This is a genomic window from Tamlana sp. 2_MG-2023, from assembly GCF_030548465.1.
Lineage (GTDB): Bacteria > Bacteroidota > Bacteroidia > Flavobacteriales > Flavobacteriaceae > Pseudotamlana.
On record NZ_JAUOSF010000002.1, the window covers coordinates 1 to 15,876 of the forward strand.

14 protein-coding genes and 1 tRNA gene are annotated in these 15,876 nt (G+C 34.5%); 6 read left to right on the forward strand and 9 right to left on the reverse strand.

Features of this window, described 5'->3' with window-relative positions:
* Positions 1 to 819 (forward strand): conjugative transposon protein TraM (gene traM, locus Q4566_RS03010; RefSeq protein WP_303418136.1); only part of this gene is annotated, 819 nt, incomplete at its 5' end.
* Between the two features lie 21 nt (positions 820 to 840).
* Positions 841 to 1,641: a DUF4138 domain-containing protein gene (locus tag Q4566_RS03015; protein WP_303418138.1), complete on the forward strand. Its 801-nt coding sequence runs from the start codon at positions 841 to 843 to the stop codon at positions 1,639 to 1,641.
* A gap of 303 nt (positions 1,642 to 1,944) precedes the next feature.
* Here Q4566_RS03015 and Q4566_RS03020 read toward each other — a convergent pair whose 3' ends face one another.
* The gene (locus Q4566_RS03020) at positions 1,945 to 2,115 is read right to left on the reverse strand and encodes a hypothetical protein (RefSeq protein WP_303418139.1); all 171 of its coding nucleotides are present in this window, start codon (positions 2,113 to 2,115) and stop codon (positions 1,945 to 1,947) included.
* Between the two features lie 146 nt (positions 2,116 to 2,261).
* Here Q4566_RS03020 and Q4566_RS03025 point away from each other — a divergent pair, with 146 nt between their 5' ends.
* Together Q4566_RS03025 and Q4566_RS03030 are read left to right on the forward strand one after the other, a co-directional pair.
* Entirely contained in the window at positions 2,262 to 2,645 is a 384-nt protein-coding gene (locus tag Q4566_RS03025) for a T9SS type A sorting domain-containing protein (protein ID WP_303418141.1), read from the forward strand.
* A gap of 197 nt (positions 2,646 to 2,842) precedes the next feature.
* Positions 2,843 to 3,019 (forward strand): histone H1, encoded by a 177-nt coding sequence (locus Q4566_RS03030; protein WP_368506591.1) that lies wholly within the window; start codon positions 2,843 to 2,845, stop codon positions 3,017 to 3,019.
* Between the two features lie 340 nt (positions 3,020 to 3,359).
* On the opposite strand, the gene Q4566_RS03035 is transcribed toward Q4566_RS03030, so the two are convergent.
* Positions 3,360 to 4,613 (reverse strand): site-specific integrase, encoded by a 1,254-nt coding sequence (locus Q4566_RS03035; RefSeq protein WP_303418142.1) that lies wholly within the window; start codon positions 4,611 to 4,613, stop codon positions 3,360 to 3,362.
* 250 nt (positions 4,614 to 4,863) lie between these two features.
* Positions 4,864 to 4,948, reverse strand: a tRNA-Ser gene (locus Q4566_RS03040).
* Between the two features lie 185 nt (positions 4,949 to 5,133).
* Here Q4566_RS03040 and Q4566_RS03045 point away from each other — a divergent pair.
* Positions 5,134 to 5,763, forward strand: a complete 630-nt coding sequence (locus tag Q4566_RS03045) for an NAD(P)H-dependent oxidoreductase (RefSeq protein ID WP_303418144.1) — start codon at positions 5,134 to 5,136, stop codon at positions 5,761 to 5,763.
* 130 nt (positions 5,764 to 5,893) lie between these two features.
* Positions 5,894 to 7,090 (forward strand): DegT/DnrJ/EryC1/StrS aminotransferase family protein, encoded by a 1,197-nt coding sequence (locus Q4566_RS03050; protein WP_303418146.1) that lies wholly within the window; start codon positions 5,894 to 5,896, stop codon positions 7,088 to 7,090.
* A gap of 637 nt (positions 7,091 to 7,727) precedes the next feature.
* Here Q4566_RS03050 and Q4566_RS03055 read toward each other — a convergent pair.
* From Q4566_RS03055 to Q4566_RS03080, 6 genes are all read right to left on the reverse strand, one after another.
* Positions 7,728 to 9,488 carry an APC family permease gene (locus tag Q4566_RS03055; RefSeq protein WP_303418148.1) on the reverse strand — a complete coding sequence of 587 codons (1,761 nt, stop codon included), beginning with the start codon at positions 9,486 to 9,488 and terminating at the stop codon, positions 7,728 to 7,730.
* Between the two features lie 252 nt (positions 9,489 to 9,740).
* A complete protein-coding gene (locus Q4566_RS03060) occupies positions 9,741 to 10,379 on the reverse strand; it encodes an HPP family protein (RefSeq protein WP_303418150.1) in 639 nt (212 codons plus the stop codon).
* Between the two features lie 327 nt (positions 10,380 to 10,706).
* Positions 10,707 to 11,975 (reverse strand): chloride channel protein, encoded by a 1,269-nt coding sequence (locus Q4566_RS03065; protein ID WP_303418152.1) that lies wholly within the window; start codon positions 11,973 to 11,975, stop codon positions 10,707 to 10,709.
* A 403-nt stretch (positions 11,976 to 12,378) separates the two neighbouring features.
* A complete protein-coding gene (locus Q4566_RS03070; RefSeq protein WP_303418154.1) occupies positions 12,379 to 13,281 on the reverse strand; it encodes a neutral zinc metallopeptidase in 903 nt (300 codons plus the stop codon).
* Positions 13,282 to 13,448: 167 nt separating this feature from the next.
* Positions 13,449 to 14,801: a TrkH family potassium uptake protein gene (locus Q4566_RS03075; protein WP_303418155.1), complete on the reverse strand. Its 1,353-nt coding sequence runs from the start codon at positions 14,799 to 14,801 to the stop codon at positions 13,449 to 13,451.
* A gap of 280 nt (positions 14,802 to 15,081) precedes the next feature.
* Entirely contained in the window at positions 15,082 to 15,855 is a 774-nt protein-coding gene (locus Q4566_RS03080; RefSeq protein ID WP_303418157.1) for a LexA family transcriptional regulator, read from the reverse strand.
* Between the last annotated feature and the right edge of the window lie 21 nt (positions 15,856 to 15,876).

The window sequence follows — 15,876 nt, forward strand, 5'->3', positions numbered from 1 at the left end:
CCCAAACTGGAAATCAATCAAATTCCAATTCCAGAATTAGAAGGCGATCAAAAACAATACGAGTCTAAATTGGAAGCCATAAATGACTTAAAGGAGGTAAAGCAAACCAATGCACCAAGTATTTATGATGAACGGTATTTAGACTCTTTAGGAATATACGATACAGAACTATTGGATAATCAGAAAATCAAATTGGTAGACAGTATTTATAAAAACAGCAAAATCTACTATACCAATACGCCACATGTGAAGCAGGAGGGAGTGGGGGTAGTGTCAAAGGTCGGAGTGCCTAAAGAACGAGATTCTATAGTTGGTGAAGTCGAAGAGATAGACACTAAAGCTTTTAACTTGGAGCATCTGCTGTTTTTTGCATCTTCACCTATAGGAGTGGCTGCCCATGCCAAAGATCAATACATTTCCGTGATTATAGATGGTACCCAAACGGTTAGAACAAACCACAGAATTAATATGCGCTTATTAGAAGACACAGAAATAGAAGGGAAATTGTTTTTAAAACATACACCAATATATGGATTCGTAGATTTTGAACCAAATAGAACGATTATAACCATTGACAATATCCAGCATCATCCTGTAAAATTAAAAGCTTACGATTTACAAGATGGTAGAGAAGGTATTTATGTAAGAAATAGTTTTAGAGGTGAAGCTACTACTGAGGTGATAGGAGATATTGTTCAGGATGTCAATATTGCTGGCGTACCTCAGGTAAATGGCATTAAGAAAATATTTCAACAAAATAACCGAAGTATTAAAGTAAAGATTCTAGGTAATTATAAATTGTATTTAAGAGCAGATTAATAACCTTTTAACCTTAAAAAAATGAAAAATTATAGTTTAGTAGTATGTTTTATGCTCATGGCTCTAGCTTCAACAGCTCAAGATGCACATGTTTTAGATACGATTTTGGTCAATGACAAGATGAATGTATCCTTGTTTTTTCCAGATTATATCCGTCAGGGGATTACTGGCTCTAAAGATTTTGTATTTACTTACAATAGAGAAAAGAAACAATATTTTGGACTTCTTCAGGCTCGACCAGGGCAAAAAAGTAATTTACTAGCTGTCACAGGTGATGGACAAGTGTATTCTTATATTCTGAAATACAGTGACACTATTACTAAATTAAATTATTTTATTTCTAAATCAGAAAGTATAGGGCACGAAGTTGCTAAGCTTTCGCAGGTGGCTCTTAAAGGTACAGATGATAGTTTAAATATTAAGCAATATTCCTATAGTGATGAATTTAGTAGATACCTTTTGAAAAAGGATTATAGGGTGGAGAAATCCAAGCGTAACAAAGGGGTGGTTTTAAAGTTGCTTGAAACAAGACATCATAAAGATTTGGTGTATTTAGTACTTGAACTTAAGAATAAGTCTAAGGTGGATTTTGAACTGGAGTATTTAAAATTCTATAAAGTATTGTCCACTAATAAACGAAAAGCATCCTATCAAAAGCTTAAGTTAAATCTAATAAATACCTATAATTATCCTTCAAATGTGAAAAAAGAAGACTCTGAATCTTTTGTTGTAGTGTTGCCTAAATTTAGCCTAGGAGACAATCAGTGTTTACAGTTGGAACTGGCTGAAAAACGGGGGAGTAGGATTATTATTTTAAAATAGGTTTGGATGAAAAATGACTCCTGTTGTGATCTCTATAGATTGTTCTTTTTTTAAAGGATATAAGTAAAGATTGGTAATGTAGATTATGTGGGGCAACTACTAAAATCTTGCATTGAATACTCCATGCCTTTATGCTAAATCATGCTGTTTAAGCATAGTATTTTCTTGATCCTCCAGATAATCAATATCTTAATAGCTTTATATTTCTGCATAGATATTGCTGATTTTTGTGGAACAAAATAACCCTCTAGAATTTTCTATAATGAAATTTTATTTTGGTAAAAAAGGGAAATCAGTTTGCTTTTAAGCAGATATTGGGAAAAATGAAGCGCCTACACCAACAACTTCCCTAATGATTGGAGATATACTGGAGATACGCTTCAATAAATATTTATAAATATTTGGCTTGAAAAAGTGACCATTGAAATTCAAAGCCTTAAAAAATATCTTTAATTCGGTTAGAAATAATGCCATTAACGAGCAGCCTTTTAAGTACAGGGCTATATTCCGTATTATCAAATTAAAGTGAAATACTTTTTAAACTTAGGTGTTATGTAGATAAATTTCATGAGAAAATAACGCATGCTAATGGATATTTCTCCACCACTGAAAGCAAAGATTTGTCTGGCACCATCATTCCGCAACTGGAGGGATATAGTTTCCAACCAGCGTCAAAGGATTTTACAAATTTAGAGCAAAATATCATTCAAGATTTTGAAGGTGTCCTTGACCTCTTGTGGACAAATGACGATATCCTGGAAATACATAAGATGCGAATTTATCCTAACCCGTCTAATTATGGTCGCTTTACTATGGCGTTTCCTCGTAGAGCAATACTAATCAAGGAAATTAAAGTTTTTAGTCTTTCAAGATTAGTTTACTCGGTTAAGGTTAATAAATATGAAAGTTCATATACTTTAACTCATAATCTCTCGAGTGGAGCCTATTTTATTTCAGTTGTGACGGATTTAGGTACTTTTAATAATAAGATCATAGTTAATTGATTGAAACAAGACTTTAATCATAACAAAAAAGTAAAATAAATTTCTGTAGTATGTAGTGTCAAAATTAGTAATATTTTTTTAGAAAGAACATCATGAAGTAGTTATGCTGGGGATTTTTAATATAGAATTATAGAGCTTATAGAAATGCTTTTAAAGTATTAAATTAGCGGAAATTAATTTTAAAAACCTTCAAATTCATGAAAGAACTATTGGAACAAATCAACGCTCAGTATGAAGCGTTTAATAATGATGCTAATTCACAATTAGAAAGTGGGAATAAGGCTGCGGGAACTCGTGCTCGTAAGGCGACTCTAGATATGACTAAATTAATGAAAGAGTTTAGAAAAGTATCTATTGAGGCTTCAAAAAAATAGTTTCTTACTAGGATGAGACAGAATCCCTTCATTGTGTGAGGGGATTTTTTGGTTTTTAATATGGTGCTAGATTAATATAAATACATATATAGTTTAATTTGATGAACTATTAAAATGAAAGAGTTTTAAGCTAAAGGTGGTCTTTTTCGTAGATTTTAAAACTGTTTCCAAATAGTGTTGATTGATAAGATAAAGACGTCTGCTTAGTTAATATCCGGTTAGATTTGTTTATCTACTGTATTTAGATAGAAGGTGAATTTTTGATAATGTAAATACTAAGAGGATCTAGCTCTTAATATTACATTACTCGCTTTAATATTAATCTGGAATGTATAAATTTTTAAATTGATTTCTGGTTTGGTGATTCTTTTGTGTTATTCAAATCAGCAAACTTATTCTTCAGGGCTTTCATGTCATCGCTAACCTTTTTATCCAAAATTTTTGCATAATGCTGGGTAGTTCGTAAGGATTTATGCCCAAGCATTTTACTTACTGATTCAATAGAAACCCCGTTTGTAAGTGTTACAGTAGTAGCAAAGGTGTGACGTGCTAAATGAAATGTTAGATTTTTATTTATTTTACATAAATCTGCAATTTCCTTTAAGTAAGCATTCATTTTTTGGTTGCTTAAAACAGGAAGCAAAAGTTCAGTGTCCAAAGATTCCTGAAGTACTTCGTATTTATCAATAATTGACTCTGGGATTGAAAGAATAGGAATATTACTTCTTGTATCTGTTTTTGTTCTTTTGGTTTTAATCCAATTTTGGCCATCAATACCAATAACAATATCATTTTTGGTAAGCTTTTTTACATCTGCATAGGCCAACCCAGTAAAGCAACTAAAAATAAAGATGTCCTTAACTTGGTTCAATCGGTCAGTTGAAAAATCCTTTTCAACAATCCTTTGAATTTCGTCACTAGTTAAAAATTCCCTGTCCACAATTTTAAGTTTGGCTTTCCAATGGATAAAAGGGTCTTTGCTAATCCAGTCATTGGCATAGGCAATGCGAATGATTTTTTTAAAATTCGTTACGTATTTAATTGCTGAATTGTGAGCACAGTTTCTTGTAGTTTTTAGATAATATTCAAATCCAGTAATAAACTTAAGATCTACTTCTCTAACAGGAATATCTTTAACTTGATACTCTTTTAGTATATAATCAGTAACATGCTTCATTGCCGTTTTATAGCGTTCCGCTGTTCCAGCTGAAAAATCTTTGCCAATTAATTCATTAACTTGATCATTGTGTTCTTGAAAAATCGCCAAAAGCATCTTTTGATTGCTATTCTTACCCAAATAGATGTTTTTGATTTTTTCTGCAGTAATCAAAATATTATTTTCCGATAGCTGTTCTTGAATTTTATTAATCTTAAGTTCTATTGAGAGAAGATATTTATTCAATTCCCGAACGTCGGGAGTAGTGCCTCTTATTTTACCTGCATCAGAATTCCATCGCGTTAATTGCACTTTACGCCTTATGCTAAACTCACTTCGCTTACCATTTACAGTAATACGTGCATATACGGGCGCATAACCGTTTTTGTCAATATCGTTTCCTCGTGGGTAGAATAGGATGGAGAATGTAGTTTGCATCGGTGCGTATTTTTTATCTCCACTAAAATACAAAAAAAAATATCAATTATAAAAATTACACCATGCTTGTAAATCACTGTATTACAGTGTTTAACAATTAGTTCGGTGCGTAAATTTTATTTTAAAAAATACGCACCGAATCCCGCACTTTTTATTTGATATTTTATTGTTTTATTTGATATTGAATAAAATTAAAAACCCTGTAAACATTTAATTTACAGGGTTTTAGTGGAATTTGATGTATTTCTTGCGGAGAAAGAGGGATTCGAACCCCCGGAGGTGTGACCCTCAACAGTTTTCAAGACTGCCGCATTCGACCACTCTGCCATTTCTCCTGAGTGCCTCATCAGGTATTCCCTGAATGCGGGTGCAAATATAGAAACCTTTTTCAATTCTGTCAAACAAAAATCAATTTTTTTTCAATTTTTTTTTCAAGCCCGTTTTCCGCCTTAATTTTTAGGCATATTGTAGTAAAATACAAACTGCATATCTTATTTTTGTGCAAATACAAAAACCAATAATGGATACGATTAAGCAACTACAATGGCGCTATGCAACCAAGAAATTTGATGTCACCAAAAAGCTTTCCGCAGAAAAATTAAATGTGGTCAAACAAGCTTTCAACCTTACGGCAACATCCTTCGGCTTGCAAACCATTAAGTTAGTGATTATTGAAGATCAAACCGTACGTCAATCCCTATTAAAAGCCTCATTCAACCAAAGGCAAGTGGTAGACGCCTCCCATTTGCTCGTTATCTGTGTGCAGAGCGACATCAGTACCGCCGATATCGATAATTATTACAAAAACATACAAGGCATTCGCCAAACATCCGAAACCATATTAAAACCCTATCGTGAAGATTTAGTAAAAATGATGGCTGGTAAATCCGTGGTCCAACGCCAACAGTGGTCTACCAACCAAGCCTATATCGCCTTAGGAAATTTAATGACCGTTTGTGCTGTAGAAGGCATCGATTCCTGCCCGATGGAAGGTTTTTTACCCCAAGAATACGATCGCATTTTAGAGCTCGACAAGCAAGGATTAAAATCGGTGTTGCTATTACCTTTAGGGTATCGCGCTGCCGACGATATGTTTTCCGAATTAAAAAAAGTAAGACGCCCCATAAACGAGGCCGTAATAGAAATATAAAAGCTTTGGGCGTTACCACAAGGGTCGGGCTTTCCGCTATATCTTTTTTGCTTTTCATGGCAAAAAAGGATGCCGCTACAATCCCTAACGCACAGCAGTACTAAAAAACAACATTAAAGAAAAAAAAGATATGCCAGGATTTGAATTATTTGGAGATTTAGAACGTAAAGAAGTCAATGATGTACTAGACAATGGCGTGCTCATGCGCTATGGTTTCGATGGCATGCGTAACGGACATTGGAAGTCAAAAGAACTAGAAACCGCTTTACAAGATACCTTTCAAGCCAATCACGTACAACTCGTTTCTAGCGGAACAGCAGCCGTTTCAGTAGCCTTGGCATCAGCTGGTGTAGGCGCCGGTGATGAGGTTATTATGCCAGCATTCACTTTCGTGGCTAGTTTTGAAGCCATCATGATGTTAGGTGCTATTCCGGTGCTTGTAGATATCGATGATACATTAGGGCTAGACCCCGAAGCTGTAAAAGCAGCCATTACACCAAAAACCAAAGCCGTTATGGTGGTGCAAATGTGCGGTGGTATGGCTAATATGACGGCTTTACTAGATATTTGTAAGGGCAACAATTTACTTCTTGTTGAAGATGCCTGCCAAGCTATTGGCGGAACATACAACGGAAAACCCCTTGGTAGCATTGGTGATTTAGGCTGTTTTTCATTCGATTTCGTAAAAACCATTACCAGTGGAGAAGGTGGAGCCGTGGTAACAAATAATGAAAAGTATTATACCAACGCCGATCATTATAGCGATCACGGTCATGATCACGTAGGGAATGATAGAGGTGCCGAAACCCATCCGTTTTTAGGTTATAACTTCAGAATTTCAGAGCTACATGCCGCTGTAGGTTTAGCGCAGGTTAGACGTCTTCCAGAATTTATAGCCATTCAGAAAAAGAATTTCAACATCATCAAAGAAGCCCTTTCTGAAATTCCAGAAGTCACCTTTAGAACCGTTCCGGAAGGTGGAGAAGAGAGCTATGCTTTTTTAAGTTTCTTTCTGCCAGATTTAGAAATAGCCACAAAAGTGGCTTCAGCATTTAAAGAAAACGGGGTAGATGCTTGTTTTCATTATTTCAATAACAACTGGCATTATATCAGAAAATGGGATCACTTAAAAGATATGAAGTCGTTGTTTCCAATTTCAGCTGAAGTTAAAAACGGACTGAAATACCTAGAAACTAAAACCTTCGAAAAATCAGATCACTACATCGCAAGAAATATATCTTGCCTAATCAAACTTTCATGGACCGAAGAAGAGGTAAAAGCTCGTGCTTCAAAAATGGTAGAAGTGATTAAATCTTGTTTGTCGTAATTCCTAAATTTTGAACTCGATTCAGAATCTCATGAAACAAATAAGGTATCACACAATCAGAATATGAATAAAAAAGGTGTTCGAGCCTGCCTATCGGCAGACAGGCGAAGCCGAGAATAGTTTGTGATTCTCAAGAAATATTTCAGAATGACATAGCTTTGAGAACTTTATAACCGAGACTGGATTTCTGATTATCCGTAATGTGACATAATTGCTATCGTCAACCTGAACTTGTTTCAGGTTCTCATCACAATATATTAATTATCAGCTTTATGAGATTCCGAAATAAATTCGGAATGACGTAAATACAATATTTAGGTTACAAAACGGATATACAACTGGATTTTTATAAACGAAACACAGATGTTTAAGCTTGATCATCATTCTTTGTGTTGATAAACGATTTTAAAAAAAAGTTTAAAAAAGTATTAGCCTCTCAATAAAGACCCTTCAGGTTTTAGAAACCTGAAGGGTCTTTTTCTTTTACGAAACACAACAATTAATATTGATTAAGTGCACAAAAAAGTAGTCGTTGAGATTCGTTCTCGACTCCGAACACGGGTTCAATTGATGTTTAGTAAAGGTGTTCGTGCGTATTCGAGAACTTGCTTTAATTTTAAGCAAAGTACTTATTTAATTAAATAATCAAACGTACACCACCTAAGTCTTCAACTTTATAAGGGAAACGATCACCAGGAGAGGCGATAAACATAAAGTTAATTGGGATATTCCATTCCTTAGAAAGTTTATTTATGAGTTCTGGGCCGAAAGCCTCATCTAGCTCTATAAATTCAATTTTAATCTGCGGATATTCTCGATCAATAACGTTTAAATCAGCACGCAATTCATCGGTCACTGCGTTACCATTTTTAAGGGCGGTTACGACTTTTAGTTTTCTAGTGTGCTCATTGCGTTGAATATAAAGCATTACTTTATTTAACGTCGCTACATCATCATTTTTAGTAAAATAAACGAACTCCTGCGAATTAATTTTATTAACGACATTAAGGATTTTCTTATCGGTTTTAAAAACAAAGTTCCTAAACGGATCAAAAACGGTATGAATTAATTTCAGTAAGAATTTCAATAAGACAGTACGGTTTAGCATGACCAAAATAAACAGTATTGAAGGTATGAAATACTCTAAAAATACGGTGAGGTTACTCGGTACACCTTCGGCTGGTTTCATAATAATATTACCAATTAAAGCTACTAAAACAGCTATAATAGCAAATATGATAGCGCCCCAACTTGCTTTTTCTGGTCGTGGTAAACGGTTTCTTTTTACTTTTAAAAGAATGTTTCCAATACCAAAAAGAGCCATTACAGATAAAAAGGAAATGGTATAAACTCCGGCAAGTAATTTTACATCACCCTTTGTTATGAGTAACACCGAAATAGTTAAAGCAAGAAACACTAAAATGATACGGTAAGAGCTTCCTTTTTTGTTTTTCTTTAAAAAGAATTGAGGCAAAACACGGTCTAAAGCCATACGTTCTAATAATCCGGAAACACCAACAAAACTCGTTAGAACCGCACCACTTAATACTAAAAAAGCATCAATACCAATAATAATAGCTAACCAATCGCCACCTACATACGAGGCCATTTCAATTAAAAGGGTATTTTGATATTCAGGGCTTTGTAATACGGGTAATGTAAATAAAGCTAAAGCAAAAATGGCTGTTAGTGGGTTTATGACACTAACAACAATCCACATGTTTTTTAAAGTCTTTGGGAATACGCCTTTTTGTTGTTCTTCCACAAAATTTGCTGAACTTTCAAAACCAGATACTCCAAGCATAGAGGCTGCAAAACCTAGAAAAATCGCATTAGTGATACTTCCTCCAGTAGTAGGCATTTCCCAGTTTTCAAAAAAGAGGTCAAAACCATTGCTCACTAAGAAAAATACAATAAAGCCCGTTAATAATAAAAATGATCCGAGGTGGAAAAGAAATATACCAATGGCAACTTTAGCCGACTCTGAAACCCCGCCAATTGTTAATGCGCCAAACATACATAACAAAACAATGGTGGCAATAATGATAGGGATAGATGGTATTAAATGATGCAAGTAATGTACGGCTTCGTTAGCTGAAATTACGGCTGTGGCCATATAAGAAAGTAAAGTCAGTGTAGCTGCAAAAGAAGCCACCGATTTGCTTGTTGTGTTTAACAAGGCGTTATAAGCACCACCATTTAAAGGTAGTGCACCAACGACTTCGCCGTATATTTTTCGGAATAAAAAAAGTACAAGTGAAACAATTAGTAAGGTAATCCAGGCATACTGACCAGCAAAGGCGATGGCTAATGCCGAAACATATAAAACGGATGAACTGATGTCATTTCCACAAATGGCAGTAGATGCTAATTCAGAGAGTTTACTATGTTTCTTCATTGATTTATAGGTTGGTTAACGTTATTATATTAGGTATAACACAGTTTTAGCTTATAAAGATGCTTTTTTAATCATTAGAGCACAATACAAATCTTAAAAAAATGTGAAAACTCACAACTAAGATAGTAAAAGTCTGATTAAATATAAGGAAGAAAATAGACAAGCTTATGTGTAGAGTTGTTATATTATGTAAAAAAAAGCCCCTTCAGGTTTTTAAAACTTGAAGGGGCTGTATGTGTGCTAAAATAAATTTCAGCCTAAAAAGGAGGCTAGTGATTTTCTTAAACGTTTACTTTTTAATCCTCTACTTTTAAATACTCTAGTGAGTTTTCCGTTGGTTGGATATTGTCGGTGTTTTGTCATGTTGTTAAAAATTAGCGCGGTGACAAATAAAATGATACACCCAGTTAATACCGGTGATATCACATAGAGATATCCCAAAGATTTTATCTTTTCAGTTCCAATGATGGCTATAAGTGCCGTAGCACCTCCTGGAGGATGCAGTGTTTTAGTCATTTGCATGGCGATAATGGATGTGGCAACGGCTAGAGGTGCAGTTAGCCAAATAATATCTGGTATGAGCTTGTACATCGTCACACCAATAAAGGCCGAAATCAGGTGGCCTCCAAATAAACATCTTGGTTGGGACGACGGACTTTGTATAGCACCAAAAATAAGGACGCTAGATGCTCCGAATGATCCTATTAACAGAATATTCTCTAATTGGGGTAAAAAGGATGATTGCAATAATGCAATTAAACCGATACCAAAGAAAGCCCCAATAAAAGACCAGAATTGTTCTCTGAAATCTACTAGGGTTTCTTTATAAATAATGTACTTAGAAATTCGGGCTTGACGCCTGATTTTCTCTTTAATTCGCTTGTTTTTCATTACTTGAGCCGTTAGGTTGTGTGGGTCTATTAGGTTGTTTGTAATAAAGCGGCAAAAGTAAAATTTATTTATCTTTTTACCAAGTTTGTGTAAGGTATTTAATTCAAAGTAAAATTTTTTGTAGTAAGGCTAAACTTAAAACTGATTCTTAATTTTTGAGTTTGATGTTTAATTTGAATAAAACTATATTTTTTGATTATTTGTAAATTATCACCTCAGATTGAGGTGCGATTAAGTACCTTTTATGGATTTAAGAGATGCTTTGATACCTCAGGAGCTGCAAAAAAGCATTAGGCATATTTATGAGTATTTACATTGGTACTTGATTTATTCTTTTTCCATTTGAGAACCTATAAATGGTATTCTCGGTGCTAAAAAATATCCAGTCAAACTCGCAAAAAATATTGGGATGATGTGACCGAACCCTGTTAAAGTTGCGAGTAAAATTGTTGTGCTCATCGGTGTTCGAGTTACACAAGCATTAATCGCAGCCATGCAACTCACAATGGCTAATGTTAGATTAATGGTTGGAAATAATTGATGAATTATAAGTCCTAAAGTAGCTCCCACGAAAAATAAGGGAATTATAAATCCGCCCCGCCAGCCCGAGGTTACGGTTATAGATATAGCAATTATTTTAAAGACTAAAATGGCAAGTAATAGAGTTAATGAGAAATCTTTAGAAAGTAGTTGGTTAATCTCGTGGTGACCGAAATATCGGGTAATTGGTAAATAAAAGGCTATAATCCCAAGTAAAACACCTCCAATTAGGGTTTTAACATATATAGGAATTAGGCGTTTTTCAAAAATATATTTAAAAAATTTTGTACAAAAGATAAAGCCCCAACCGAATGTCGCACCAATTATCGCAAAAAGAACAGCATAACCAAAATCAAAAATCCCTGAATATTCATATGCGGATAAATCCCATATTGGGCCAAGTCCTAAATGGATAATGATAGCAAAAACTAAATAACTAAAACAACTTGCTACAAAGGCAGGGATTATGGCTTTATAGTATTCTACAGCATGTTTGTGGTGAAGTATTTCTAATGAAAATAAGCTACCTCCTAAAGGAGCTCCAAATAATGCGGTAAACCCTGAAGCCATTCCAGCAATGCTTAAAGACCTTAATTCTTCACCTTTAAGTCGTAATAGCTTGCCTAACCAAGTGCCTGTGGAACCTGTTACTTGTACTAATGGAGCCTCAGGCCCAAGGCTTCCACCAGATGCTACACATAATAAAGATGAAAGCACCATGGACGGGTTGTTCTTAGGGTCAAGCTTCCCTTTGTTAAATCGAATATTGTTAACAATTAAATGTATTTCGCCTGGATCACCAATGAAGTGAATAATCAAACCAGCTAAAAGGCCGCATGTTGCCATAACGGGAATAACTTGCCAACCATTAAAAATTTCTAGTTGATGTGTTAAAAACTCAAGGCCAATCCAATAAACGCCTGAAATTAATCCACCAATTAAACCGAGAAAAGCCCATAATAGAAAATTTCTACTGAATACGAATGGATTAAATCGTACGGGTTGGTCTAAGATATTTAAATAGGTGACTAATTTTCTTCTTTGTTTTAATTTCACTTTTTTTAATTGAAAAATTTAAAATAATATAAAATTTAATGAAGGAAGTACAGTTGTATTTCGGTTTGCTTTTACAAATACGCTGGTCTACTCATCAATAAACTTATGATTAATCATGATCATTTTAATCATTTTGCGCCGCAAGGTACTATTTTTTATAATAAATAGGGTTTATTGATTTTAGAGTCTTTTATATTTGATCTATCTACCAAAAATTAAATATTTTTTTTGTATATCGGTTTTGTAACCTAAATATATTATTTACGTCATTCCGAATTTATTTCGGAATCTCATAAAGCTAATAATTAATATATTGTGTTGGGAACCTGAAACAAGTTCAGGTTGACGATAACAATTATGTCACATTACGGATAATCAGATATTTTTTATTTCATATATATATTTATAACGGATTCGCATTAAAGGTATCACCTTGTGAAAGATCGCCAGTCTCAAAACCTTTTTTAAACCAACGCATACGCTGAGCTGATGTTCCGTGAGTAAAAGAGTCAGGAACTACACGTCCCGAAGCATTTTTTTGTAAGCGATCGTCTCCAATAGCATTGGCAGCATTTAAAGCTTCTTCTAAATCGCCAGATTCCATCATTTGAGTCATTGCTTGTGAGTGATGTGCCCAAACACCGGCAAGGAAATCGGCTTGAAGTTCTAAGCGTACAGAATATTTATTGTATTCAGTTTGGCTTATGGTTCCGCGTAAGCGATCTATTTTTTCTGTAATCCCCATAATTTTTTGAATGTGATGACCAACTTCATGGGCAATAACGTAGGCTTGAGCGAAATCTCCTGGTGCGTTTAATTGGCGCTCCATATCATTAAAAAAGCTTAGGTCTAAGTATAGTTTTTCATCTCCCGGACAATAGAAAGGCCCCGTAGCACTAGAAGCTGATCCGCATGCTGAAGACACCGAACCGGTAAAAAGCACTAGGGTAGGGTTGCGATAATTTTCTAATTCGGCATTCCAAACATCTTCGGTATTGGCTAAAATCGTTGCGCTAAATTCTGCCAATTCATTTTCTTTCTCTGTGCCTTGGTAAGGTGCGGCATTTTCAGTTTGAATTTGGCCACCTCCAAAAAACTGACTGATAATATTAATAGGGTTGTTGCCCGTAAGAAAGGATCCTATAAGAAAGATGCCTACAATAATTAAGCCTGTTTTTGAAAATAAAAGCTTGATTAGTGGTCCGAGAAGCATGGGGTTAAATCCGCCAATGCCGCGACTGCTACTACCTCCTTGCCCTCTTCGGTCTTCAATATTTGAGCTTTGCCTTCTACCTTTCCATTTCATGATTTTTGTTTTAGTTGGATTAATTTTTAATGATTCAATTTACTTATAATTTCAATAAATAAGTAGAAGTCATTGTAAATAATTTATTATTGGAAAGTCTAGAAGTTATTACGCAGAGTTTCACAGAGAAAAATACAGAGCTTCACTGAGAAAATAAATTGATACCACTAAACAGCCAAGTCGTCGTGTCTTATTTTAAGCGATTCCTTTTGTTTCTGACGTAGTAAGGCGAAACCAAAGGTTAAAACCCCAACACGACCAATAAACATTAAAATAATGATCATTGCTTTTCCGAGTACTGAGAGATCGGCGGTAATTCCTGTACTTAAACCAACAGTTCCTAAAGCTGATGCGACTTCAAATAAAATTTGAATAAAAGTAAAATCATCAGTGTAGGCGAGTAAAAAGGAGAACAGAAAGATTAAACTGGTATACAGTATAAAGGTAGATGTAGCCACATAAATCCTTTCAAAAGGAATGATGCGGTTTAAGAATGTGATTTTCTTTTGTGCTAATAATCTGCTCTTCACAATGGCAATCATAGCTGTTAAAGTTGTGATTTTCATGCCCCCAGCTGTTCCTGAAGGAGAGGCCCCGATGTACATGAGAAAAATAACGAATAATAATATAGGTAAAGAGAAGTTTCCAATATGTATAGTGTTAAAACCAACAGTGGTCATGGCAGACATCGCTTGGAAAAATGATGTTAAAATAGTATGATTTGTACCTAGAAGACTTGTAGATTCAGAAGTATAAATAAGCATGGTTCCTAAAAATAGTAGTATTAAAAAACCATAAACTATAATTTTGGTTGTGAAGGTTGTTTCTTTTGTTCTTCCAGTAATGCGATACCATATATCTGTGATAACAATGAAACCTATAGAGCCTGCGACCGATAAAATACAAATAATTAAATTGATAAAAACATTGTCGTGGTAGCTTTCAAAGCCATCAGGAAATAGTGAAAACCCAGCTGTACAAAATGCGGAAATGCTATGAAATATTGAAAACCAGACTGCTTTAAAACCTTCCATTCCAGTATTTGTAAATGCTATGTAGAATAAAATAGCACCTAAAGCTTCCATAACGGCTGTAAAAACAATAACACTTTTAATGAAATCATTAATTATAATGTTTTTTGGGAGCGCAAATTCTGTTCCTAATACTTTGTTGTGCCAATGCGTTATTTTTTTTGTGGTAAATAATAAAAAATAAGTGGTTAGGGTCATGTAGCCAATCCCCCCAAGTTGAACAAGTGAGAGTATAACGAGTTGACCCATAAAATTATAGGACTCGAATAGGTCTATAGTCGCTAACCCTGTGGTTGATATGGCTGAAGTTGAAATGAATAAATTATCCATGAGTGAAATATCTATTTTATGGAATAGAGGGATAGACAACAAAACAAATCCGACAAGTGTATATAAAAGAAATCCCCAAACTAAATTCATTTGAGGGGATTTTCCAATTTGGAATTTTCTATACCAACTTGATAGTTTTTTGTGATAATTAGCTTTCATTCATGATTTTTATGTGACCTTACCGGAAACAGATATTGGTTAAATTTAATTATTTTAGACACAGATTCCACAGATTGTCACAGGTTTTTTTCACTCTACAATTTTGTGCCTTCCGTCTACGCAAGAAAAAAAATACACAAGATTATCATGAAGCTATTACACCGAGCTCCATTGAGAAATAAATTAGGCATCCATTTCATAGATTAATGTTTACGCTAAATATAAAACTAGCGCAAGAGTTAGTCTCCAAAAACTAATAACCAAAAACCAGTAACCAACATTAATTAACTAGTTTTTCCAAAGCCTTAAGTTCAACTCCAAGTTCAGTAAACATGTTCATGATGCTACTGTATTTTAGCTCTTCTTCGCTGTATTCTTGAGTGTTGATACTGCAAACGTATTCCCAAAGCTCTAGTACTTCACTAATAGGGACGCTATAATCATGATAGAATTTATTATCAGACATTAATAGCAGTGAACCATTAAAATCGATATTATTCATAACACGTTTATAAACAATACCATCGTTGGCAGTCACTAGCACATAGGTTCGCCCTGTTTTTATGTCGTTTCTACTTTCTATAAAACGCCCAATAACATACGAACCATCTTTTAAAGGCAACATAGAGTCACCCTTTATAGGGAAGGCACGGTGTTTGCCTGTGGGCAAAAAGGGGAGTTTAATTTTTTGGAGCTGTTCAATAAATTCCGGATCGTCGTAACCAGCCAAATAACCTGCTGAAGCTTTTACAGGAACGACTTCAATGAGATCTTCGTTATCACTATCAACCGTAATTGGAAATAAAACACGTTGATTATTCAATTCTATGAATGAAAAATCTTTGGCTTTGGTAAGATCCTTTCTAAGTAAAATATCGATAGGAATTTTAAAATAATCAGAGAGTTGAATAAGAAACTCTATGGTAGGAGCAGAGCGACCTTCTTCATAAGATCCAATACGCGAACGGTTTACCTTTAGTTCTTCTGAAAAGGCTTCTTGAGAAAGCTTTTTAAGTCCTCTCAAGTGTTTAATGTTTTTAGATATACAAGTCATGATACTACAAATATAAGTAAT

What these genes read in the sequence shown, in the direction of transcription:
- Q4566_RS03060 (WP_303418150.1), bottom strand. Translation starts at nt 10,379, where the DNA reads ATGAAAAACAAGCGAATTAAAGAGAAAATCAGGCGTCAAGCCCGAATT.
- Q4566_RS03055 (WP_303418148.1), bottom strand. Translation starts at nt 9,488, where the DNA reads ATGAAGAAACATAGTAAACTCTCTGAATTAGCATCTACTGCCATTTGT.
- Q4566_RS03035 (WP_303418142.1), bottom strand. Translation starts at nt 4,613, where the DNA reads ATGCAAACTACATTCTCCATCCTATTCTACCCACGAGGAAACGATATT.
- Q4566_RS03070 (WP_303418154.1), bottom strand. Translation starts at nt 13,281, where the DNA reads ATGAAATGGAAAGGTAGAAGGCAAAGCTCAAATATTGAAGACCGAAGA.
- Q4566_RS03080 (WP_303418157.1), bottom strand. Translation starts at nt 15,855, where the DNA reads ATGACTTGTATATCTAAAAACATTAAACACTTGAGAGGACTTAAAAAG.
- Q4566_RS03075 (WP_303418155.1), bottom strand. Translation starts at nt 14,801, where the DNA reads ATGAAAGCTAATTATCACAAAAAACTATCAAGTTGGTATAGAAAATTC.
- Q4566_RS03045 (WP_303418144.1), top strand. Translation starts at nt 5,134, where the DNA reads ATGGATACGATTAAGCAACTACAATGGCGCTATGCAACCAAGAAATTT.
- Q4566_RS03050 (WP_303418146.1), top strand. Translation starts at nt 5,894, where the DNA reads ATGCCAGGATTTGAATTATTTGGAGATTTAGAACGTAAAGAAGTCAAT.
- Q4566_RS03030 (WP_368506591.1), top strand. Translation starts at nt 2,843, where the DNA reads ATGAAAGAACTATTGGAACAAATCAACGCTCAGTATGAAGCGTTTAAT.
- Q4566_RS03015 (WP_303418138.1), top strand. Translation starts at nt 841, where the DNA reads ATGAAAAATTATAGTTTAGTAGTATGTTTTATGCTCATGGCTCTAGCT.
- Q4566_RS03020 (WP_303418139.1), bottom strand. Translation starts at nt 2,115, where the DNA reads ATGGCATTATTTCTAACCGAATTAAAGATATTTTTTAAGGCTTTGAAT.